This window comes from Streptomyces sp. NPDC050549 (genome assembly GCF_040655035.1).
Lineage (GTDB): Bacteria > Actinomycetota > Actinomycetes > Streptomycetales > Streptomycetaceae > Streptomyces.
On record NZ_JBFAJD010000056.1, the window covers coordinates 1 to 21,742 of the forward strand.

Here is a 21,742-nt window from a genome sequence, read left to right on the forward strand (position 1 = left end):
CACTCGGACAGGGTGTCGGACACGCGCCGCCCGGCACAGCATCGGCACGGCGCGTCACATCACAACAGGGCCAACGTTGCTTGATGCGGCACTAGACAACCGAGCACGAAACACCCGCGGGCTTGAACATCGACGAAACCTGTACCGACACGGACGCGACACTGCTGCTGGGGCTGGAGGGGCTGGAGGGGCTGGAGGGGCTGGAGGGGCTGGAGGGGCTGGAGGGGCTGGAGGGGCTGGAGGGGCTGGAGGGGCTGGAGGGGCTGGGGGTGATCAAGGTGGAGGAGACCGGTGCGGGGCTGGTCGTGCACGTGGCGACGGTGGACGAGGGCGCACGGGCATGCCCGACCTGCGGGGTGATCTCCACGCTGCGCAAGGACCGCCGCCTCACCCGGCCGCGCCAACTTCCCTATGGGGGAAGGACCGTGGAGCTGCGCTGGCACAAGTCCCGCTGGCACTGCGCGGAGGAGCGGTGCTCGCGCGGATCGTTCACCGAGCAGGTCCGCCAGGTCCCGGCGGGCGCGCGGCTGACCGCCGCGCTGCGGCGCGCGGTGGCCGACGACGGCCGCACCGTCGTGCGGGCCGGCCGCGACCTGGGCATCTCCTGGCCCACCGCCCAGGCGGCGTTCGAGGAGTACGCCGCGCAGGTCCTGCCCGATCAGCCCCCCACGACCGAGGCCGTCGGCATCGACGAGACCCGCCGGGGCAAGCCGGTCTGGAGGGAGAACCCCGAGACGGGAAAGTGGGAGCTGGTCGCGGATGCCTGGCACATCGGCTTCGTCGACGCGGTCGGCGGCCAGGGCCTGCTCGGGCAGGTCGAAGGGCGCAACGCCGCCTCCGTCGCCGCCTGGCTCACCGCACAACCGGAAACCTGGGAAAAGCAGGTCATGTACGTGGCCATCGACCTGTGCGCCACCTTCCGCGCCGCCGTGCGCACCGCCCTGCCAGGCGCGCGGATCGTCGTGGACTGCTTCCATATCGTCCAGCTCGCCCAGCGCCACCTCGCCGACCTGCGCCGCCGCCTCACCTGGAAGCACCACGGCCGCCGAGCCCGCAAAGGCGATGCCGTCTACGCCGTGCGCAAGCTCCTGCGCCGCAACAAGGAAGACCTCAGCAGCGAACAACTCACCATGCTCAAAAGTGAGTTGACGTCCAGGGGCACCTACGGCAAGCAGATCCTCGACGCCTGGAAGGCCAAGGAGCTCCTGCGCGACCTGCTGCGACTCACCTTCAAGCACGCCCACACCGCCCCCGACCACTCGTCGATCTCCGCCGCCCGCTACCGCTTCCAGACCTACTGTGCCGACCGCCCCTACCTGCCCGTACTCGTCACCCTCGCCGAGACCCTCGACCAGTGGTGGGACGGCATCGAGAACTACATCAAAACGGGCATCACGGACGTCGCCTCCGAGGGGAACAACCGCGTGCTCAAGCTCGAAGCCCGCAAGGCGTACGGCTTCCGAAACCGGAAGAGCCAACGCCTACGGTCACACTGCGCAACCACCCGCCGGGCACGCGGCAAGCTGACGCCCCATCACGTTTGATGACCCGACAACATCGCCAAGACCACCCGGGCGATCCGCGACGAACCCGAACGAGCACTCCCCATCCTGGGCATCACCAATAACCCGGACAGCTACGGAACTTGATCAAGCCCTGCACGAAGGCCCCACCGGAAGCAAGTCCGGCGGGGCCCTTTATCCATGTTGGAGAGCTACTGGATTATGCAGACGAGAAGCCCGAATTCGCTACTAATCAAGCTTCAAGCGCTCCCCATTGATTTCTCCGCGAACCCAGTTGACGCATTCGGGTCGATCACCCGTGCCTGTTCGACAAAATTCCTCCAAGGCTGCACGAACTTGGGTAACCGGAAGAGTGCTTCGAGGGTCGTAGCACAGAGGACTTCCCGGATCGGAGAGAACTTGCGGGTCAAATTCCGGCGGCGTGGGATTGTCGGAGACCCAACACCACTGAGAAATCTCATCCCCGGACTCATCAGCGCGTTTCGGACTTACGTACCAAACAAGCCCGCCGTAGCCCGTCGAGGAATTGACCCCGACGTGGAGGTAATTGTCCGGCCACCATCCACGAGTCTGGGCAGAGTGGCGCTCACGGGCGAACATGAACACTACGCCATCACCCACGCCGACACCCGGAACCGAGAACCGCTGATCCCGCATGACCTGCACGATGAGGTCCGACATCTCCTGCCATGTCTCTGCGTAATGATATGTGGAACCGATTCGAACGTTGAGAATCAAGCCCTGCCCCAAATTTCCCTTGCCTCAGTGGCGCCTCGCTCCCATACCCTCATGACGGAGTTTCGAGGGAGGATCGCTCCTACAGCGTCAACGCAATTATGAAAGTCGCTACACATACCCTCGGGATGATTAATCACGACATCCGCCTCAGTGGTTCCGCTGTCACGCATCCATGCGGCGTATTTCGACTCGACGTGCGTGTCTTGCGGATATCTGCCGAGTCGATGGATAGCGGGGATAGCCTCGTCGCCGTTCGCCGCCGCTTCGTGAAGATGAGCATTGGTACTGGGCGACAGTCGATCCGATCCGCTGACCAACTGGTGCACTCCATCCTCTTCACCGAGCGGGTTTCCCTCCGAGTCGAAGATTCGGCCTGTTGTTACATGCTCGTCTGCAATATCACGATGAGCAGCCTGAACAAAGTCCGGAGCGTTTCCACAGTTGTGGACAAGCACCGGTGTGTCCCCGGCTTCCACATAGTACGTGTGCTGCGCGAAGCCTTCGACCTGCTTTTTCGCAGGTCAAGTGCGGTTTGCTGGTCCGGTGAAGTGCGTGGGCGTTCGTGGTTGTGCGGGGTTGTTGCCGTCGCTACTGCCGTCAGACGGTTCAGCCCAGGTACGGCTTCTCGCGCTGTTCCAGGAAGTGCTGGAGCCTGAGTCGTTGGGTGTGGTGCATCGGCAACTGCTCGATCTCGTCCGGCGGCACGAACCGGAGCTCGGCGGACTCGTCGGAGATCTCCAGCCGGCCACCGGTGATGCGGGCGGTGAAGCAGACGTTGAACTGTCGCCGGACCTCGCCGTCGGTGTAGGCGATGATGTGTTTCGGGTCGGTGTAGGTGCCGACCAGGCCGGTGATCTCGACATCGAGGCCAGTCTCTTCCTTGACCTCGCGGACGGCTGTGCCGGGCAGGGAGTCGGTGAGGTCCATTCCTCCGCCGGGCAGCGCCCAGAGGTCGTTGTCGCGGCGGCGCTGGAGGAGGATGCGCCCGTGGTCGTCGGTGACGACGGCGGATGCGGCGACGACCATGCTGTTCGGCTTGGGTGCGTTGGGGTCGTCGTAGTACTCGGTGCGGGCCACGGTCAGCCTTCCTCTCGTACGGGGGTTGCCGTCGTCCACATGGCGTCGAAGCTCTCGGCGTAGGTGTCGAACATGCCGCCTGTCTCGTGTCGGCGAAGATGCCATACGGGGGCGGCGTAGGCGTTGACGCCCCAGACGTGTGCGTTGACGAGTTGCTGGTCGTCGGCGCGGTAGAGGGAGTTGTAGAGCGTGGTTTCGTGGGTGCGGACTTCGATGCCGGGGGTGTCGGTGAGCGGCTTGTAGTGCATGAGCGCGAGGCGGCAGCGGGATTCGATGCCGTGGCCGAACCGCTCTTCCTGGCCGCGGGCTTGGACGTTGTCGCTGTCGGGGTCCCCGATCGCGATGCGGACGGTGCAGCCTTCGGCGGCGCGTTCGGTGAGGAGTTCGTTCAGTCGCGGGTACGCCTCGTGGAGGAAGACGGCCGCGTAGACGAGGATGTCGATCCGTTCCCGGGCCTGGGCCATCAGGTCGGTGAACGTCGAGACGGGGAGGTCGGCCCGCTGCTCGTAGAGCGCCACCAGTTCGGGACTGATGGCGCGGGCGGGGCGGGCCTGGCGGAGCGCCGGCCAGAGTGCGTGCACGTCTTCTCCCAGGGCTTTGGCCGCCTGGAGGGCGGTGGCACGACGTGGGATACGCCCGAGGTTCACCCAGCGCTCGACCGACTTGGGGTCGACCTCGACCTGCTGAGCGAGTGCGGCGTACGTCCAGCCTCCCGCCGCCATGACGGCTCGTAGTCTCTCGTTCGGCACGAGTCTCCCCTTTCGTCGCGGGACGGCACCAGGGACGTTCTACACGGCACGGGACGTCCCGGAGTGGGGTTTGGTGGAGGTTCCTTCGTCCTGGTGACCGGCGTGAGGATCGGTGCCGACCCTGCGGCACCAACAGGCCCAGGGGCACGGATTAACGCCGCTGAGGAGCGTCTACGTGCGAAAGTGCGCCACACCTCGTATTCCCGCCCTGCGACTGGGTGTCCGGTCGCGCACCGCCTCGCCGGGGTGGTCACGATGACGGCCCCCACCCCTGACGCCGACGGGCACACCGTCTCGGCCGATGCCGGCGCCATGGTGGTCGACCGACGGAACGGCAAGGTGGGCGTGGTGATGGGACATGTAGGGCCGTACGTGCAGCTTCGGCCACCGCGCGGCGGCCGGGAGTGGGACGTGCCGCCCGAGGACGTACGTCCGCCGACCCCGGCCGAGGAATTGAGCGCGAAGGTGGCCGTGGCCAACCGGAGGTGGGGACGGTGACCCCTCGCTCGGTCCTGCGCTACGAGACCTGGACGCTCCAGCCCGACCGCGAGCCCGATGCGGAGCCGGTCCAGTACGCGATGCAGTGCGCCGTGGACGGAGAGACCTCGCCGACGAGCGAGGACTTCGCCGAACCGCAGAACTGGGTGCTGCGGCACTGCGGCCAGAACCCGTCCCACCACACCTACCGGGAGATCATCACCCGCCCCTGGCGGACCTGGCGCCAGACGGGACCCGCCTCGCTCGCCCCACCGAGTGCATCAACTCCCTCAAGATCCACCAGGAACGACAGCAGGAAGAACACCAGGTGGCCGGAACGGGCTGGACGGACAACGGGCTCGTCTTCACCACCCCGAAGGGCAAGCCACTCGACCCCACCAACCTCACCCGCCGCTTCCGCCGCCTCCTCCACAAGGCCGAGCTCCGGACGATCCGCTTCCACGACCTCCGCCACTCGACCGCCACCTTGCTCCTGGAACAGGGTGTCGACCTCGTCGTCATCAAGGAACTACTCGGACACGCCCACATCGGCGTCACCGCGGGCGTCTACGCCCACGTACGACTCCGGCTCCAACGCCAGGCCATCGACACCCTCGGCAACGCCCTTGGCCAGGGCGACGATGACCCCGACGACCCACCCACCGCAGCCGTCGTCCGCTGACGTTGCCGTCAGCGTTGCCGTCAAAAAGCCCTGAAGGCCCGCCGGAACCATTCCGGCGGGCCTTCAGTACGTCCTCAGGCAAATCAAATCCCGTCAGGGATCAGTCTGCCCATCCCTGAATGTTCGACCTCGACTCGATCGAGAAATAGCTCTCGACGTTCATCCTGGAGGCGGTCTTCCTTTCGTATTGCTCCGACGCGAGGTAGAGCAACCCCTCAGCCTCCTGAGCAAACGGAGCAACGAATCGATCGAATCCCAGACCAGAACTCCGGACTTCGTCGTACGCTCGCTCTCCTGCCAAGATGCACGCGCATCGCGCGTAAAGGAAGTGGTCGCTCGTCTGCGGGAGTTCCAAACCGTTGGCAAGCGTCACTGGCACCTCCGCTAGATCCCTCCTGTCGATCTGATAAAGCGACTCCCGAAGTCGCTCAACAAATCGAGTCAAGGCATCGGGCGTCATCGCGTTGAGCTGGCCAGAGATCCGCTCCAGGGCAGAGTTGATCTCGCTCTCATCCTGGACGGAGCTTGAGCCGATGACCTTCCAGAAATCAGTCACTTCGAGCTGCCCCTACCAGAGTCCGAGTTGTTCGAATTTTTCGACATCTTGCCTTTTCTCCAAGATTTTCTTGCCCGGCGACGCAATGTCATTCGACAGATCGACTCCCTGACCGCGCAGTTCTTCCATCCGAAGATGTTCGGCAACGAACAGGTCATCATTCGTTCCGCAAACGTGCGTGCAGGTCGCATCTCCACGACTCTTCAGGCGCCCACTGTCGATGTGATCCTGCAAGCGGTTATTGAAGTTCTTCGTCTTGCCGACATACGTCTTTCCGGGGTTCAGCTGATCCTCGAACTCGTAAATCCCTTGGTTCTTGTTGCAGTTATGCACAAGAACCGGAGTCGCCCCCGCCAGCACATAGTACGTGTGGAGGGTGCCGATGGTGAGGTCGTAGGTGGTGGTGTGCGCGTGGTAGAGGCGCACACCGGTGATCTGGGTGGTGCCGGTGGGAGTCTGGAGGACGTCGCCGGCCTTGAGGTCCTTGGCCTCGACGAAGGCGGACTGGGTCTGGTCGTAGAAGGGGTGGTGGAACGTCGTCGTCAGACGCGCGCCCCGCTCCTCGCCCTGCGCCGCCGTCCCGGCCGCCTCCGCCTTGCCGTGATCAGCTGTGCCCGCGTCGCTGACCGCCGCAACGGTCGCCGTGGCCGGCTGGTCGGTTGCGGCGTGGCCGTGGCCCGCCGTCAGTGCGCCGAGTACGGCTGCGGAGGCGGCCAGGCCGAAGGCCGCCTTGCGGGCCGCCTTCTTGGCGATCCTTGCGGCCAGGGACTTCGCGCCCGTCTTCAGTGTGGCCTTGGCCGTCGCCTCGGACGCCGCCTGCTTGATGGTGAGGTCGACGAAGTCGTGGTCTGTGTAGGTGACGATGACCGCGGTGACCTTGTGCGCCTCCGTACCCGCCACCCCTGGCACCGAGTTGGCGATCGAGTCACCGACCTTGACCTGGTCGATGGCCTTCGCCGAGCCGTCCGCCATCAGCACCGGGGTCGACCCGGTGAAACTGTGCGGAACCGGGCAACTGGTCGGCTCTTGTTCCGCCGCCGGTTCGTCGGAGTGCGACTGCGCCCTCGTGCTCGCCGACTCCGCCTCCCCGGCCGTAGCCGCCTCGTCCGTGGCGTCCGCGGCCGCTGACTCCCCGGCTTCTGTGGCGCCCTTGCCGAACAGGCCGCCGATGGCGCTCATCGCCTTCGGTGCCGCCTTCGCCAGCAGCTTCCCGCCGATCTCACCGAGCTTGCCGCCGGCCGCGCCGACGGCCGCGCCCTCGATCGCGGAGCCTGCGAACGCGCCCACACTGCAGTCCCCGCCACCGTTGTCGGCGCACTTGAAGCCCTGCTCCACCAGCGAGCCGGCCGCGCCCGCCAGCGCCGCGCACCCGACCGTGCCCACTCCCCAGGTGGCCGCCTCACACCCGGCGAACACCACCGTGGACACCACCAGCGACGTGATCGCCGCCTCGTGATGCTTGACGAACCTGGCGGTCGCCTTCGCCGCCTTCGCCGTCGCGTGATACGCCGTCCGCGCCGCACTCGCCACCGCATGCGCGGCCTTCTTCACCACCCGGCCGACCTTGTGCGCGACCTCCTTCGCCTTCCTCACCACCCGGTGCACCACACGCGAGACCTTGTGATACGCCGAATGCACCACATGGACCGCGTAGTGATACGCCCGTCTGACATGCCGCGCCGCGTAGTGATACACCCGCCGCGTATAGCGCACCGTCGCCCGGTACACGTCCGCCACGTGATGCGCGATCTTGTGCGCCGCGTGCTTCACCCGCTTGATCACACGGTGCACTGCCGCCTTCGCCCGGTGATACACGTGCGTCACCGCGCGCTTGGCCGCGTGATAGGCGTGCTTCACGTGGTGTGCGACCTTCTTCGCCCCGCACACCACGTCGTACCAGGAACAGTTGCCCGACGCGTCCGTACCCGCCATCGGATTGTCGTCGACATAGGCGAACGGGTTCGCCGACACCGAGTTCGGCACCGCGTTGAGCGACACACTGTCCTTGTTCAGGAACTGCCCCGTCGCCGGGTCGTACCAGCGAGACGCCGTGCCCACATCCCCCGAACCCGGCTCCGTCCACCCCGACTGGAAGCCCAGATGGCCGGCCAGCGACGACGACGCGAGCACCTTGCCCAGCGGATCGTAGGACTGTGAGCCAGCGAGTGTTGTCACGCCCGAGGTGAAGGTGCCCACCACGTCCGCGTGCTGGTCCGTCAGCGCCAGCACACCACTCCCGCCGGACGGCTTGATGCCGATCACACCGCCCGAGGGGTCATAGGTGTACGTCGCATCCCCGTCCGAGGCGATCGTGTTGTCCGCACCCGAATACGCGAACGTCCGCGACGAACTGTCGGCCGTGTCCGTGTCGGTGATGTTGCGGCCCGTCGCGTCCAGCGTGTACGACTGCGAGCCCGCCACGACCTGGCCGCCGAACGCGTCCGCCTTCAACGCCACCGTGCCCGACGTCGACGTCTGCTGCGTCATCGTCCCGCGCGCCGAGTACGAGTAGGAGTTCACGCCGTCCGACGTCAGCTGGTCCCGCGCGTCGTACGTGTACACATCCGCACCGTTACGCACCCGGTTACCCGACGCGTCATATGCGTAGGCCGTGGCCGTCGTGCCGTTGTCCCACGACGTCAGACGGTTCGCCCAGTCGTAGGTGTACGTGTTCGCCGACGCACCCGAAACCCCCGTCGTCGTCTTCGACGTCAGATTCCCGTTCGCGTCGTAGCCATAGGAGAAACCCGCCAGCGTCGACGCTCCCTGCACCAGCGTGTCGCTGGTCAGCTCATGCAAGCTGTTGTAGCCGAACGACCTGGTCTGGCCCGTCGACCCGTACTTGACCGACGACACCTGGTTCAGGTTGTCGTACGAGTACGTCAACTGCGTACCCGTCGCCGCGTCGTTCAAGGACGACAGGCGGCCTGCCGAGTCGTAGCCGTAGCTCGTCGTGCCCGCCGCGTCCGCGCGCGACAGCATCTGGCTGTCGTTGTTGTACGTGAAGCTCGACGAGCCCGCCGAACCCGACGCCGACAGCAGATCACCGCGGTCGTCGTAGCTGAACGCGTCGTGCGTGGACGCCTGGTGGTCGTCCGCGCCCGTCGTGCCCGCCTCCGCCGTGTCCGCCGATACAACCCGACCGTCCGCGTCATAGCCGAAGCTGCGCGTCGCCGTCGCCGCGTCCGCACCCGAACCCGACATCGACGTCAGATCACCCACCGAGTCGTACGACAGCGACGTGCTCACACCGCCCGGCAGCGTCGCGTTCGTCAGCTGCCCGTCCGCGTCGTACGCGTACGTCGTCGTCGAGTCCGCCGCCGACGTGTACTGCGCCGTCGTCGGCTGGATCACCTTCTCCTGCTGGCCCCACGGCGTGTACGTGTACCGCCAGGAGTTGCCCCGGCCGTCCGTGAACCGGGTGCGGTTGCCCGCCGCGTCGTAGCCGAACGTCGTCGTGATCGACGTCGCATCATCGACCGGCTGGACCTCCTGGGTGACCGTGCCCGCCGCGTCGTAGGTGAAGTGGCTGGTGTGCTGGCGTGCGTCCGTGATCGAGGTGACGTTGCCGACGCCGTCGTAGCCCATCGAGGACTGCGCCAGGATGTTGCCGCTCGCGTCGTACTGCTTGGTCAGCGCCGGATCGCCGGCCGCGTTGAAGTCGGTCTCGGTGTAGGTGCCGTCCGCCAGGATCGCCTTCTGCTGGTTGCCCTCGAAGTCGTAGGTGTAGCGGGTGGTGTTGCCCGCCCCGTCCGTGACCGAGGTGGTGTCACCAGCCCTGTTGTAGCCGTACGACACCGTCACCCCGCCCGGCGACGTCTGGGAGGACAGGTGCGCCCCGTACGGGTTGGCGGAGGTGACCGCGTAGGAGTAGTTCGTCGTCAGCGTCCGCGCCGACGGATAGCGCTCCAGCGTCGTCTGGGTCAGTCGGCGGCCCATGAAGTCGTACGTCGCCTGCGTCTGGGCGCTTGTGCCGTCCGTCGACGTCAGCTGGTCGCCCGCCGTGTCGTACGTGGCGTGCGTCGTCGTGCCGTCCGGCTCGGTGACCTGTGCCAGATCACCCATCTGGTCGTACAGACTGGACGTCGTCCTGCCGCCCGGTGTGGTCACCGAGGTCTGGTTGCCCTGGCTGTCGTAGGTCCACACCGTCGTGCCCGCGTTCGGCGTCGAGGCTCCCGCCGGGGTGTACGACGGCAGCGTCTCGGAAACCTTGTTGCCATCCGCGTCATACGCCGTACTCGTCGTGTAACCGTCCGGATCCTGCTCCTCCACCGCCTCACCGAACGTGTTGAAACCGGACGTGGTCACCGGACGCACCGACACCGGATTGGTGCCGTCTGCCTCCGCCTGCACGGCCGGCGCCGTGGTGACCGCGAGGTTGCCCGCCTCGTCGTAGGCGTAGTCGGTCGTGTTGGTGTCGGCGTCCGTCATCGACACCGGCAGGCCCCGCTTGTCGTAGGACCACTTGGTGGTCTGCTCGTCGGACGAGCCGACCGTGCCGCCCGAGCGGCCCTTGCCGTAGAGGGAGGAGATCTCGGAAGCGGACAGCGCGCGCTGGTAGGTCTGGACGTTGCTGGCCGCCCCGTTGACGGCGTTGCTGACGGTGCCGCCGGCGGTCTTCGCGCCGCCGACGGACAGCGGGCCGGTGCCGGTCCACGGGGTGGTGTTGGTGGCCGAGCCGGCCTGGGCGCCGTTGACGTACAGCTTCATCGAGCCGGTGCTCGCGTCGAAGACACCGACCAGCTGGGTCCAGGTGTCCAGCGCCGGGGCACTGGACGCGTAGGCGTTGTAGTACGCCGAAGGGGTGCCCGAGGAGTCTTCGCTCGGCGAGATGAGACGGAAGACACCCTGGCTGGAGGCGTACTGCAGATAGAAGGACGAGCGGTTGGTACCGCCCTGCGCGACGAACGTCCGGAACGTCGACGTGTCGTGCAGATTCACCCACGCCGAGACCGTGTAGGAGGCGCTGGTGTCCAGCACCGGACCGTTGGTGGCGACGATGTCACCATGACCGGAGGTGTCACCGCTGAACTGCGCCGCGTCGTCCGACCAGGTCACGCCGCTGCCCGCGGTCGCCGTGTTCCCGGTGCCGGAGGAGTCCGTGACCGTGTGGCCGGCGGTCTGGTTCAGCTTCCACCAGCCCGCCGGGTGACCGGAGGCGTCCCCGTACAGCGTCTCGCCGAGGAGATTGCCCATGTCGTCGTAGGTGCTGGTGACGGTGCGGTCGTAACCGGAGGAGTCGTGGTCGTTCTGGGTGGCGACCTGGTCGTCCGGGGTGTACGAGACACTGGTGATGCGGTCCACACCGGTCGGGTCGACCGTGGTGGAGGTGGTGCGGGAGGCCGCGTCCACCGTGTAGTTCGTGACGGTCTCACCGTTGTCGGTGGTCTGGGAGACCATGTTGCCGGCCGCGTCGTAGGAGTCCGACTCCAGGACGTAGCTGCTGGAGCTGTCGGCGCTCTTCTTCGTCGCCGTCGCCAGCAGGCCGTCGTCCGTGTAGGTGTACGACGTGGTGCTGCCCATCGCGTCCGTGACGGACGCCAGGCGGCCGGAGGGATCGTAAGCGCGCGACTCCTCGGTGAGCAGGCTCGCGGTCTGCGGGTTCACCGGGTCGCCCGTGTACATCAGGCCCTTGGTGAGCAGGTTGCCCTCGGCGTCGTAGGTGTAGTCGCTCTCGTCGCCGTTGGACGCCACCTCCTTCGTGCGGTTGCCGGAGGAGTCGTAGGTGTACGTGGTGGTGTTGCCGTTGCTCGCGTTCCCGGCCGCGTTGGCGTCGGACTCGGTCAGGACGTGGTCGTAGCCGTCGTAGGTCCACGTCTGGGTGCGGGAACTGTCGCCGCCGCTCGCGTCGGCCACGGTCTGCGAGGTGACGTTGCCGTCGTCGTCGAAGACCGTGCTGGTGACCGCGGCGTGGGTGGCGCCGGTAACCCGGTCGGTGATCTGCGGGTCGTCCTCCTCGACCACCTCGTCGGCGGCGTCGTACCTGTACGACGTGACCAGGCCGTCCGGGTAGGTGTCGGAGACCGCCTTCTGGCTGGTGACCCGGCCCAGGCCGTCGTAGGTGTACGAGGTGACCAGACCGATGGCGTCCGTGGTGGAGGCCACGTCACCGTCGGAGTCGTAGGAGACCTGGTTGACCGCACCGCCGGGGCTGGTGGTCTTGACCGGCAGGCCGGCCGGGACCACTCCGCCGTCCGCGGACGGGTAGGTGCTGGTGCCGTCGCTGTACTCGGTGGCGGTGGTGCGGCCGCTCGGGAAACCCGGGACGGCGGGACCGGTGACAGCGGTCTGGTTGCCGGCCGAGTCGTAGGTGAGCGACGTCAGGTAGGTGTTGTCGGTGGCGGACGAGGAGCGGCCGTCACGTGAGGTCAGCAGCTGGTCGTTGCGCGGATCCGCGGTGGTCAGCTGGGCCGTGGTGTCGTCCGGGTAGTACGTGTAGTACTCGGTGTTGCACCTGTTCGCGGCCTGGTCCTGGCAGGTCGTCGAGGAGACGATGTTGCCCCGGACATCGTGGCCGGTGATCGTCATCGCCCCGTTCGGGTCGGTGACCGTGTGCTCGAAACCGGCCGTGTCATATCCGAAGCGGGTCGTGTTGCCCAGCGCGTCGGTCTCACTCAGCTCACGGTCACCGTGCAGGACGTCGTACTTGTAGCTGGTGGTGGCGTTGGTCGGTGTGGTGACCTGCACCGTTTTCACCGGCAGCAGGCCCGTGGAGTCCTTGGCCGCCTCGAAATGGGCGTCCACGTCGTCCTGCGTGAGACCGGTGCCGTAGAACGCCACCTCCGCGATGGAACCGTTGAAGTGGCTCACCTCGCCCGGCGTGTCCAGCCAGCTCTTGGCGAAGCCGGCGCCTATGTAGAGGTGGCTGTTGGACTGGTCGTTGGGCGCGCCGGTGTAGTCGGCCTGCTTGATGCCGTCCAGGTACATCGTCTGGGCGGTGCCGCTCACGGTGAGCGCCACGTGGTGCCAGGCGTTGTCGGTGACCGTGCCCGTGGAGCCGAACGCCGCGGTGCCCGAGCCGCTGCCGGCCCAGAAGTGGCCGTGCAGCTTGTTGTCGCTGCCGACGTACAGCACCGGCGTCCAGGTGCCGGACGCGGAGGTCGCGCCGGCGATGGACACGGACTGGTCGCCGACGAGGACGCCCTGCGAGGAGGTCTTGAACCACAGCTCGACGCTGCGGTCGCTCTTCGCGTGCAGCAGGGAGGCGGGTACCTCCACGTACGAGGTGCTGCCGTCGAAGGATGCGGTGGTGTGGTCGCTGAACGGTCCGCTCGCCCCGAGCGTCACCGAGTTGTACGTGCCGTCGCCGCCGCGTACCTCGTCGAGCGCCTGGGCGGCGCCCGCCGACTCCCCGAAGCGGTAGTACTGGAGGGGGGCGCCGCCGAGCACCGCGCCGCGGTAGGTGTCGCTGGAGCCGGTGACGGTGGGCGCGCCGAGCTGCCACACGCCGCCGTTCTCGTCGGTGAGTTGGGTGAGCGCGGTGGAGTCGGTGTCGTACGCCATCGCGGCGTAGGTCTTGCCCGACGGTCGCGTGACCGAGTTCAGCAGGCTGGTGCTGTGGGTGCCGTACTTGTACAGCTGGCTGACGTCGGCGGCCATCAGCGGGCGGCTGTACCAGGCGACGTCGGCGATGGAACCGGTGAAGTAGCTGGCGGTGCCGGCCGGGGAAGAGGCGGAGTAGTTCGGTTCGTCCGGCCAGGCGCCGCCGAGGAAGCCGGTGCCGAGGTAGTTGTAGACCTGGTTCTTGCCGAAGGCGTCCGCGCTCTTGATGGAGACGGTGCCGGTCCGCGAGCCGATCTTGGTGTTGTCCAGGTACAGGCTCTGGGAATTGCCGGCCGCGGACAGCACCACGTGGTGCCACTGGCCGTCGGCGACCGAGGCGGAGGTCTGGATCGGGTTCTCGCCGCCGCTGTACCAGAACTCGGCGTTCAGTTTGCCGTCGGTGCCGACGTAGATGGAAGGGGTGTAGAAGCCCGCCGCCTGGCCGGAGCTGATGGGCTGTGAGGCGTAGGAGTACAGGACGCCCGGGCCCGCCGAGGTCTTGAACCACAGGGATATCGCGCCGGAGTCGGTGTCGTTGCCGAGGTTCTTCGGCAGCGCGATGTCGGAGGTGGTGCCGTTGAAGTTGGCGGCCGTGGCCGAGGAGCCGGTCAGCGGGCCGGTGGCGCCGAGGGTGACATTCTCGTAGGTGGCGTCGGTGGTGCCCTCGTTGGCGACGACGGCATCCTTGGCGGTCGTGCCGGAGGACTCCGACAGCGGCCAGTAGGCGTGCGGGTCGAGGTCGAGGGAGGCGGTCTGGTAGGGCGATCCGCTGGTGTAGCCGTAGGTGGTGCACTTGGTGGTCGACACCGGCGAGCACACAGTGGTGAGCCGGTCACCGGTGTAGCCGTAGGTCCACGTCTCGACGGTGGACGAGTTGCCGGGGGTGACGGGGTCGGTGGTGACGGTGGCGACGTGCGCGGCCGAGGCGCCGCTGGGCGTGGACCAGGTCAGGCTGAGGGAGCGGCCGGAGACGGCGGACGTCATCTTGGTGATGTGGCCGCTGGTCCAGGTGAGGTTCACCGCGCGCCCGTTGGCGTCGGTGACCGAGGTCAGGCCGTAGCCGCCGGAGCCCAGGGACTGGGTGAAGGTGTAGACGGTGTCGTCCTTGTCGGTCAGCGTGTAGCCGCCGGTGACCGACTTGAAGGTGGCGAAGCGGCCGTTGCCGGGCGTGAAGGTGCCGTCGTTGTTCTTGCCGTAGCCGACCTCGGAGCCGTCCGGGTAGGTGACGAAGACGCTGGAGACCGCGCCCGAGGCGGTGTAGTGCTCGGTGGCCTTCGCGTCGAAGATGCTCGACCAGCCGGTCCCGAACGCGCCGGTCCAGCGCGGGTCGCGGGAGTTGTAGTCGCGCTCGACGTCCAGGGACGGGCCGACGGTCGAGATGGACGCGTCGGTATCGCTCGTCGTGTAGTTGCGGCTGGTCGCGTCGAAGCCGTGGTCGCTGCTGTTCTGCGACAACCCCGAGGTGATGACGGTCTGCGGCACCTCCACGGACATCGCGTACGGCGTCGCGGTGGAGTACAGGCCGGTCGTGGAGTCGTACGCCTGCGCGGTCCAGGTGTAGCTCTTGTTCCAGGCCAGGTCGCCCGCGGGCACGGTCCAGTCGCCGGTGGACAGCAGGCCCGAGTCGGCGACCTTAGTACCGCTGGAGTCGTAGACCCGGAAGAGGTACTGGTTGGCCGAGCCGCTGGTGGAGTTGGCGCCGCCGGCCCAGGCGGTCAGCTCGGGCGTGGTGGTGTACTGCACGGCGTTGTCGGCCGGGAACTGCTCGTACAGTTGCGGCGCGGTGTTGCCGGTGTAGGTGACCAGGATGTGCGGGCCGTCCGCGGGGTCGTTGAAGGAGCCGAACTGCTTCCAGTGCAGGGCGTCGCTCGTCGAGGCGTACACCGCGAGGCCGTAGTCGGCGGTGGTACCGCTGAACCAGCCTTGGATGGCGGACGTGGACAGCGGGACCTGGACCCAGTCGCCGACGGTGCGGTCGGCGGCGGTGTTGGCGCAGGCGTTGGGCACGCTCGGGGTGACGTTGCCGATGGAGGAGCCCTTGGAGGGGCCCGGGTAGGTGGTGACACCCTCCGGGGTCCACGCCGCGGTGACCAGGGCGACGTCGAAGCGCTCGGCGGTGCAGGTGGAAGCCCAGGTGTCGAAGATGTCGAGGTGGGACTCGGTGACGGTGGCGCCGCTGGCGTCCCAGGCGGTGTCCCAGTGGTTCGAGAAGCCGATCGCCTTGTGGGTGCCGGAGTCGTAGGAGCCGACCTTGATGGTCTGCTCGTAGGAGCGGTCCTGCGGGTCGTAGCCCGACTCGACGTAGGTGGTGGTCCAGCCGTCGTCGACGGTGGGGTCGACGGTGACGGGGAAGACGCGCTTCGCGCTGTGCAGCCAGCCCTCGTCCAGGGTGATCTTCAGGGCGTAGCCACTGGTGGTGTGGACGAGTTCGGTGGTGACGTCGTGGGTGGTGGCCGGGTCGCCGGAGCGCGGATCGACCTTCGAGTCGTACGCGTACGCCGGAGGGATGCGCTCCACGGTCTTGCCGGCGGCGTCACGCAGGTCGGTCCAGCCGTTGGCGTGCTGGACGGGCGTGAGGCCCTTGAGGCTGAGGGGGAAGGTCCAGGTGTTGCCGGCGTCGGCGGAGTTCAGGACGACGGATTCCTTGACTCCGGTGGCCGTGGGGGAGAGGGCGAGGTCCGTGTCGCCGAGGACGTCGCGGTAGGTGACGGTGGAGCCGTCGGCGGTGCCCTTGACGGGGGCGGCGCCCTGCAGGGCGTAGGCGATGCGGTGGCCCTTGCCGTCGGCGAGGGACGCGAGGGCGGAGTCGGTGGCCTTGGGGGCGAAGTCGACGGAGACGGAGTTGGCCTTCTCGTACCAGCGGCCGTCCGGGCCGGCCCGCACGTCCACGTCGATGGGCGCCCATCTGTCCTTGCCGACCTGGTAGTTCACGGGTCTGGTGAACAACTCCCGGGTGGTGCTGCCGTCGACGTTGTTGTAGACGGTCTCGGTGCGCGAGGACTTGGTGGCGCTGCGCTTGCTGGTCTTGGGGTTGAACCTGCCGCCCTGGCTGCGGCCGCGCGTCACCTTGGCGTTGTGCGCGTGGTAGGCGGCCAGCTCGCCGCGGCCCTTGCCCGGCTTCTGGCCCTTGCCACGGTGGGCCGCGGTGGCTTCGGCGGAGACGTGGTGCTTCTTGCCGGCGGCCGTGCCGGACTGCTGATGCGGCAGCTTGCCCCAGTGCGGGTCCTCGAACCAGGACGCCAGCGACTTCAGGCTGAAGCTGGGCAGCTCGACGGCTCCCAGCTCCCTGCCCTGCGCCGCGGCCTGCTGGGTCGTCAACATCAGCGCCAGTCCGATCAGGGCGAGGATCGCGGCACAGCGACGCCGGCGCTGGGTGCGGCGGGCGGAGCGGACACGACGAAAGGGCCGGAAGCGCACGGGAGTGACTCCAACAGGCAGGAGAGGTAACGAAAACGAGGAGATCCTGCCTGTTGTGAACACGCTATGGACAGAATCGAGGGGAGACCCTTGGGTCGATCTTGACCACTTCCCGATGAACCAGCCCAGACTTGTCGTGACTGTCCGTTTTGGTCTTTATTAATTCCTTACGAAATCGATGCAGCCGTTACGCGAAGCCGTTAGGGGTCGCCTGAAAAGCCTGTCAGCGGGAAGTTGCCTGGTAGCGGGGTGCTGGTGCACCTTCGGAGGCTGGGGTGTGCGGGCTGCGTATCCGTTACTCGACGGATCTGTCCGATCCGGAGTGGGAGATCCTGCGTCTGTTGGCTCCGGCGGTCAGGCCCGGTGTCGACCGGCGAAACACACGCGGCGGGAGATCCTCAACGCGTTGGCGTACTGGTTGCGGGTCGGCTGTGCCTGGAGGCTGGTGCCGCACGACCTGCCACCGTGACGGTCTACCACTACTGGCGGCGATGGCAGCAAATAGGCGTGTGGGAAGGGATGTTGACGGCCCTGCGCGAACGCGAGCAGGTGCAGCTCGGCCGTGACCCCATTCCCAGTGCCGCCATCGTGGAAAGCCAGAGTGTTCGGGCCAGTGAGCGCGGTGGCTCGCGTGGCTTTGACGGCGGCTAGGAGATCGGCGGCATCAAATGTCACCTGCTCGTCGACACCCGAGGCACCGTCCTGGTCACCTGTGTGAGCCCAGCCAGCGTCGGCGACCACGATGGCGCCGTGGTGCCGTTCTCCCGGGCTGCCGATGCCTTCCCGCGTCTGCAATACGTGTGGGCGGACCAGGGTTATCGCGGTGCGGACTTCCACGCCTGGGCCCGCGAACTCACCGGCATCACCGTGGAGGCAGAGGCGCAGGAAGAGGCGTCGGCGGGGCGTTGTCACGTAGACGGCGGGGTGGCCGGTCGATGGAGCTTCCTGGCGTGCTGGGGTGTGGTTGCGGTCCTGGTTCAGGTTGCAGCGGACAGGCCGATGCCCGTCGGTGACGAGGTCCTGGACGGTGAAACGGATGGTCATCGCGAAGCGGTGTTCGGCGGCGGTACGGAGATTGTCGCCGGATACGAAAGTGGGATGAAATGCTGCTGAACGCGGGCAGGAACCACTGGGCGGCGCCAGCACTGCGGAAGCCCTTCATCACCCGTTCCCGCTGCCTCGTTGGCTGGGGGGAGTTCTCGGCCCGGTTGTTCGATCCTTTGTGAGCGCGGTGTTCCACCGAGGGCATCAGCTCCCGGTGAGCGGCGCTGCAGGAGCGGAGTCTGTCGTTGACCAGCACCCTTGGTACCCGGCACTGCTTGCTTCATCAGTTTGGCCATGAAGCGCTTTGCGGCCTTGGTGTCCCGCTTGGACCGGACCAGGATGTCCAGCACGTCCTCCGTCCTGGTCGACCGCACGACACAGGTGCTGTCGCTGACGAAGCCCTCGTCGAGATGCCACCTGTCACCGGGCCGCGGCCGACGGCGGCGCAGTCCGTCGGTATGCGCCTGGCCGCCCCGGGCGGAACGGCACTCAGCCCCGCCCGGCCACCGCCCCCTCGACGGCGTCCGCGACGTCGGCCCGCACCCCGTCACCGGCGGAGACGGCGGTCACATTGGAGCCGGCCGCCTTGCCGTCGCCCACGAGCACGAAACCCACCCTTTTGTACGTGGACGCGGTCTGGGCCGCGGCAGTGACCTCGGGCCTGCCGACGGCGAGGACGACGTCGCAGGAGCGCTGGAGCAGACCGTTGAGGAAGGGGCGCGCGTTGCCGGTGCTCTGCTCGCCGGTCACCTGCGCGTAGCTGACCCGCGCGTGGGTCTTCAGGGAGGCATCCTGCATGCCCTGCCAGACCGCGGCGGCGGTCCCGCCGGTGATGCCCTTCTCGCCGGTGAGCAGACAAGCGTCGACCTCGGTGTAGCGGCGGGCCCGGGTGTCGGGGATCGGGGGTCGGCCGGCGTCCTGGGAGAAAAGGAGTACGCCGGTGACGGCCACCGCTGCGACAACGGCGACCGTGACCGCCGCCAGCGCGATGGTGCGCCCGCGGAGCGAGCGCAACCACGTGACGGCGGCGCGTCCCACGACGGCGAGCCGCCCGGACCGCTCCGGCCGGCCGACGCGCGCCTGCGACACCTGTCTCACCTGTTTGGCCACTTGCCTGCCTGCTTTCGAGCCTTGCGTCCTGCCCTACGCCTGTACGCTCCGCCGTCAGCGCCGTCAGCCCACCCGCCGGGGCCACACCATCCACGCATGCACCGAGGCCCCCATCATGGACAGCAGGATCAGCAGCATGTCCAATGTGAACAGTACGCCGTGGGTGTCATCCGAGGTCAGCCCCAGATCGGTGATCCAGGCCACCAGGACCGCGCTGAACCCGGCGAAAGCCCACCAGTCGGCGCGGGAGCGCCGGCGCAGGGCGAGCACCAGGGAGGGTACGTTGCACAGCAGCCCCAGGCTGACCACGGGCAGCACCGTGAACCCGGTCCGCACCACGACCCGGCGCAGTGCCGACATGGCGACCACCTTCATCTCCCGCCCCTTTCTCGTCTTCTCGTCCGTGCGTCCCGTTCCCCTGCCGCACGGGTTCAGCCGATGATGGCGACCGGTCCGTCCCACGCGTCGCGGTCCACGGTGATCGTGTAACCGCCGCGCGCCTCCTTGCTGTTGACGATGTACTGGTGTCCGCGGCTGTGGTCGGTGAACTGCTTCGCACCCCACGGCCAGTCCGAGGTGGTCGTGTACTTCTTGTCCCACAGCGCGTACCAGAGGTTGCCCGGCAGGTTCGTCTTGTCCTTCGCCGTGGCGATGGCCTTGGCACTGGAGCTGGTGAAGCCGTAGAAGCCGGCCCGGTACGTCTTGGCGCGAAGGATCTTGTCGAAGGAGCGCACGTACGTCAGCACGGCGTTGTTGCACGAAGTGTTCGTGATGTCGTACGGCTCCATGTCGAGGTAGATCGGGCTGCCGGCCTTCATGTGAAGTGCGGCCGCCTTGGCCACCGCGTCCGTCGCGTCCGTCGCGCCGAGGGAGGCCGCGTTGGAGGCGGTCAACTTCTCCGGGTTGGAGCTCTTCTGACAGGGCGGCTGCGCGCCGACGTAGATCGGGATGAGCTTCCAGCCCAGGGAGTTGACCGACTTCACCCAGGAGGCGGTGAGGTTGGGCTGGCCGCAGCCGCGGTTCCTGCCGCCGACGTAGACGGCGGCGGCGCCGTAGAGGCCGCCCTTCCATGCCTTCATCGCGTTCAGCGAGGGCGCGGTGCAGGTGTCGAAGGCGTGGCCGGCGTACGTCCTCTGGGCGGGCCACGCCGTGGCCGCCATAGAGGTCTGCGCCGCGATCCCGGCCCCTGCGACGACGGCCGTGCCGGCAACCGCCCACGTGATGTACCTGCGCCTCCTGGACTGCCGATGCCCGGCCATCCCCACCCCTTAATCATGCCTGCGCCTGCCCGCGCACGGCGTACCGGAGCGGCGTAAGGCACCATCCGACGGCGAAGCCGTACGTCCGCTGGAAACACTGAGCCCCCGAGACGGCGCGGCGGCCAGACACTGGTGCGTCACACGGCGCCGTCGAGGCACCGCACTGTAACCGAAAGCGCCACCATGATCGGAAAACCATTCCCCTCACTCATCACAAGATTCACCCAAGGCGCAGCAAATATTCTGAGGGCGGCGGATCCCTTGACTGGCACGTCGGGTCGCCTGGATCAGCAGCTGTTCGGTCTGCCGCAGGTGCGCGTGCAGCCCGGCGCACTGCTCCCGTTTGACATCCTTGGCGTACGCCGATGTCCGAATCTTCCAGCCGATGCGCACCTCGCGGGCGCCAAGCTCGGTAAGGGCGAGTACGTCGTCGCGAGCGGCATCGACGAGGGGACGCAGCCACTCCTCGATCCCGTCCACCTCGGAAAGTACACGGACGGCGAAGCTGCAGTCCGTCCCGTACGGCAGGCCGTCGACATACTTCCGGATCGCCGCCCAGTCCGACACAGCGGCGGCCTGCCGCAGCCAGGCGGCCTCGGGGAAGGCCGAAGCGAGCTCGAAATTGGGAGGCGGCAGGGATGAAGGGTGCGACATGCGGCGGATCCTAAGTGAGGACGGTGACAGTGGGGCCGCCGGGCGATACGCGGCTCGGGACTGGCCAAAGCAGGGGTACGGCTTGACTGTTGCCCCACTGTTCGGACACCTGTTGCTCACCTGATGTCCGTGTTTTGCGCACCTTCTGCCCGCCTGTGGCCGTGGGCCGCTCTCTCCGCCTGCCCTCTTCACGCCCTCGGAGCCCTCAGGGCCCTCAATTCCCGCCGCACCCGCCAACTGCTGGAAACCGCAGCCCCCTTGCTGCTCCAGGGCGAGCAGGTGGAGTTCACCTCCCTGGCGGGCGTCGGCTCGGTCTCCGTACGCAAGCAGGCGCTCACGGCGGAGGCGGTCGGTGTCGTCAGTGCGGGCACGGTCATGGCCACGGTCACGCCTCGCCCGCTGTACATCGTCATGACCGACCAGCGCCTGCTCCTCTTCGACGGCGACCGGGGTGGCAGACCGGGCAAGGTGATGCTGAACCTGCCCCGGCCATCCTCCGGCGGGCAGCTTGAGGAAGGCGTTCCTGGGGCTGCGGAACATCACGCAGCTGTCGGTGGCGGGCCAGGAGAAGGACCTCAAGGTGACGTTTCCAGTGCAGCGCCGGGCGGACGTGCCGCGGTTCGCTGCGGGGTTGGCGGCGACGCGCTGACGGGTGGCGGCCCACGCCTCGACGATTGGCTCCATTCGCCGTTGGCGTGATGTTCACCCGCCTGTTGGCGCAGTACAAACGAGGGCCGAAAACGCTTCCCATGGTTGCCCGATCCACAGATGTGACACCTGGCACCACTCCAGCGGATCCACCCCGTCGGTCTGCCCTCTTTGTGTGTTGACGTCTTTTATTGACCCGATTGAGGTATTTTCTTGCTTTCGAAACATCGAAGATCTCGGAAGAAGCTGTGGCTCGGCGTGGCGAG

Annotated in this window: 16 protein-coding genes and 3 pseudogenes; 8 read left to right on the plus strand and 11 right to left on the minus strand. The window is 67.3% G+C overall.

Going from position 1 to position 21,742, the window contains the following annotated elements:
* The first annotated feature begins 122 nt into the window (after positions 1-122).
* Positions 123-1,544: an ISL3 family transposase gene (locus tag AB0I51_RS43770; protein WP_362984352.1), complete on the plus strand. Its 1,422-nt coding sequence runs from the start codon at positions 123-125 to the stop codon at positions 1,542-1,544.
* Positions 1,545-1,751: 207 nt separating this feature from the next.
* Here AB0I51_RS43770 and AB0I51_RS43775 read toward each other — a convergent pair whose 3' ends face one another.
* The 4 genes from AB0I51_RS43775 to AB0I51_RS43790 form a co-directional block, all read right to left on the minus strand.
* Positions 1,752-2,273 carry an Imm1 family immunity protein gene (locus tag AB0I51_RS43775; protein ID WP_362984354.1) on the minus strand — a complete coding sequence of 174 codons (522 nt, stop codon included), beginning with the start codon at positions 2,271-2,273 and terminating at the stop codon, positions 1,752-1,754.
* Positions 2,258-2,737 (minus strand): DddA-like double-stranded DNA deaminase toxin, encoded by a 480-nt coding sequence (locus AB0I51_RS43780; protein ID WP_362984356.1) that lies wholly within the window; start codon positions 2,735-2,737, stop codon positions 2,258-2,260. Before AB0I51_RS43780 ends, AB0I51_RS43775 begins: the two co-directional genes overlap by 16 nt.
* Positions 2,738-2,867: 130 nt before the next feature.
* Positions 2,868-3,338 carry an NUDIX domain-containing protein gene (locus tag AB0I51_RS43785; protein ID WP_362984358.1) on the minus strand — a complete coding sequence of 157 codons (471 nt, stop codon included), beginning with the start codon at positions 3,336-3,338 and terminating at the stop codon, positions 2,868-2,870.
* Between the two features lie 2 nt (positions 3,339-3,340).
* Entirely contained in the window at positions 3,341-4,060 is a 720-nt protein-coding gene (locus AB0I51_RS43790) for an XRE family transcriptional regulator (protein WP_362984402.1), read from the minus strand.
* A gap of 282 nt (positions 4,061-4,342) precedes the next feature.
* On the opposite strand from AB0I51_RS43790, the gene AB0I51_RS43795 reads away from it, so the two are divergent.
* The 3 genes and pseudogenes from AB0I51_RS43795 to AB0I51_RS43805 form a co-directional block, all read left to right on the plus strand.
* The gene (locus AB0I51_RS43795; protein ID WP_362984360.1) at positions 4,343-4,585 is read left to right on the plus strand and encodes a hypothetical protein; all 243 of its coding nucleotides are present in this window, start codon (positions 4,343-4,345) and stop codon (positions 4,583-4,585) included.
* Positions 4,573-4,815 (plus strand): annotated as a pseudogene (locus AB0I51_RS43800) (hypothetical protein); the annotation flags it as partial. The gene AB0I51_RS43795 and the pseudogene AB0I51_RS43800, both read left to right, overlap by 13 nt.
* Before the next feature lie 5 nt (positions 4,816-4,820).
* Positions 4,821-5,246, plus strand: a pseudogene (locus AB0I51_RS43805) (tyrosine-type recombinase/integrase); the annotation flags it as partial.
* Between the two features lie 100 nt (positions 5,247-5,346).
* Here the strand turns inward: AB0I51_RS43805 and AB0I51_RS43810 are convergent.
* Complete coding sequence (locus AB0I51_RS43810; RefSeq protein WP_362984362.1) at positions 5,347-5,802, minus strand: DUF4240 domain-containing protein; 456 nt, start codon at positions 5,800-5,802, stop codon at positions 5,347-5,349.
* A gap of 12 nt (positions 5,803-5,814) precedes the next feature.
* Positions 5,815-16,761: a LamG-like jellyroll fold domain-containing protein gene (locus AB0I51_RS43815; protein ID WP_362984363.1), complete on the minus strand. Its 10,947-nt coding sequence runs from the start codon at positions 16,759-16,761 to the stop codon at positions 5,815-5,817.
* A gap of 178 nt (positions 16,762-16,939) precedes the next feature.
* On the opposite strand from AB0I51_RS43815, the gene AB0I51_RS43820 reads away from it, so the two are divergent.
* From AB0I51_RS43820 to AB0I51_RS43830, 3 genes are read left to right on the plus strand one after another with little or no spacing between them, the layout of a single operon-like run.
* The gene (locus tag AB0I51_RS43820; RefSeq protein WP_362984365.1) at positions 16,940-17,230 is read left to right on the plus strand and encodes a transposase; all 291 of its coding nucleotides are present in this window, start codon (positions 16,940-16,942) and stop codon (positions 17,228-17,230) included.
* The gene (locus AB0I51_RS43825; protein WP_362984410.1) at positions 17,227-17,412 is read left to right on the plus strand and encodes a hypothetical protein; all 186 of its coding nucleotides are present in this window, start codon (positions 17,227-17,229) and stop codon (positions 17,410-17,412) included. The genes AB0I51_RS43820 and AB0I51_RS43825 overlap by 4 nt, the downstream gene beginning before the upstream one ends.
* 12 nt (positions 17,413-17,424) lie before the next feature.
* A complete protein-coding gene (locus tag AB0I51_RS43830; RefSeq protein ID WP_362984404.1) occupies positions 17,425-17,874 on the plus strand; it encodes a transposase in 450 nt (149 codons plus the stop codon).
* Positions 17,875-17,908: 34 nt separating this feature from the next.
* On the opposite strand, the pseudogene AB0I51_RS43835 reads toward AB0I51_RS43830, so the two are convergent.
* The 5 genes and pseudogenes from AB0I51_RS43835 to AB0I51_RS43855 all read right to left on the minus strand — a co-directional run.
* Positions 17,909-18,061 (minus strand): annotated as a pseudogene (locus tag AB0I51_RS43835) (IS6 family transposase); the annotation flags it as partial.
* Positions 18,062-18,294: 233 nt separating this feature from the next.
* Complete coding sequence (locus AB0I51_RS43840) at positions 18,295-18,894, minus strand: hypothetical protein (protein ID WP_362984367.1); 600 nt, start codon at positions 18,892-18,894, stop codon at positions 18,295-18,297.
* 84 nt (positions 18,895-18,978) lie between these two features.
* Positions 18,979-19,290 (minus strand): hypothetical protein, encoded by a 312-nt coding sequence (locus AB0I51_RS43845; protein WP_362984369.1) that lies wholly within the window; start codon positions 19,288-19,290, stop codon positions 18,979-18,981.
* 56 nt (positions 19,291-19,346) lie between these two features.
* On the minus strand, positions 19,347-20,174 hold the full coding sequence (locus AB0I51_RS43850; RefSeq protein ID WP_362984371.1) for a glycoside hydrolase domain-containing protein: 828 nt from the start codon (positions 20,172-20,174) through the stop codon (positions 19,347-19,349).
* Positions 20,175-20,378: 204 nt separating this feature from the next.
* Positions 20,379-20,828 (minus strand): hypothetical protein, encoded by a 450-nt coding sequence (locus AB0I51_RS43855; RefSeq protein WP_362984373.1) that lies wholly within the window; start codon positions 20,826-20,828, stop codon positions 20,379-20,381.
* A gap of 258 nt (positions 20,829-21,086) precedes the next feature.
* Here AB0I51_RS43855 and AB0I51_RS43860 point away from each other — a divergent pair, with 258 nt between their 5' ends.
* Positions 21,087-21,527 carry a hypothetical protein gene (locus AB0I51_RS43860; RefSeq protein WP_362984375.1) on the plus strand — a complete coding sequence of 147 codons (441 nt, stop codon included), beginning with the start codon at positions 21,087-21,089 and terminating at the stop codon, positions 21,525-21,527.
* Positions 21,528-21,742 lie beyond the last annotated feature (215 nt).

Coding starts and splice junctions, on each gene's coding strand:
- AB0I51_RS43790 (WP_362984402.1), bottom strand. CDS start 4,060: ATGGCGGCGGGAGGCTGGACGTACGCCGCACTCGCTCAGCAGGTCGAG.
- AB0I51_RS43795 (WP_362984360.1), top strand. CDS start 4,343: ATGACGGCCCCCACCCCTGACGCCGACGGGCACACCGTCTCGGCCGAT.
- AB0I51_RS43820 (WP_362984365.1), top strand. CDS start 16,940: ATGCAGCCGTTACGCGAAGCCGTTAGGGGTCGCCTGAAAAGCCTGTCA.
- AB0I51_RS43845 (WP_362984369.1), bottom strand. CDS start 19,290: ATGAAGGTGGTCGCCATGTCGGCACTGCGCCGGGTCGTGGTGCGGACC.
- AB0I51_RS43850 (WP_362984371.1), bottom strand. CDS start 20,174: ATGGCCGGGCATCGGCAGTCCAGGAGGCGCAGGTACATCACGTGGGCG.
- AB0I51_RS43855 (WP_362984373.1), bottom strand. CDS start 20,828: ATGTCGCACCCTTCATCCCTGCCGCCTCCCAATTTCGAGCTCGCTTCG.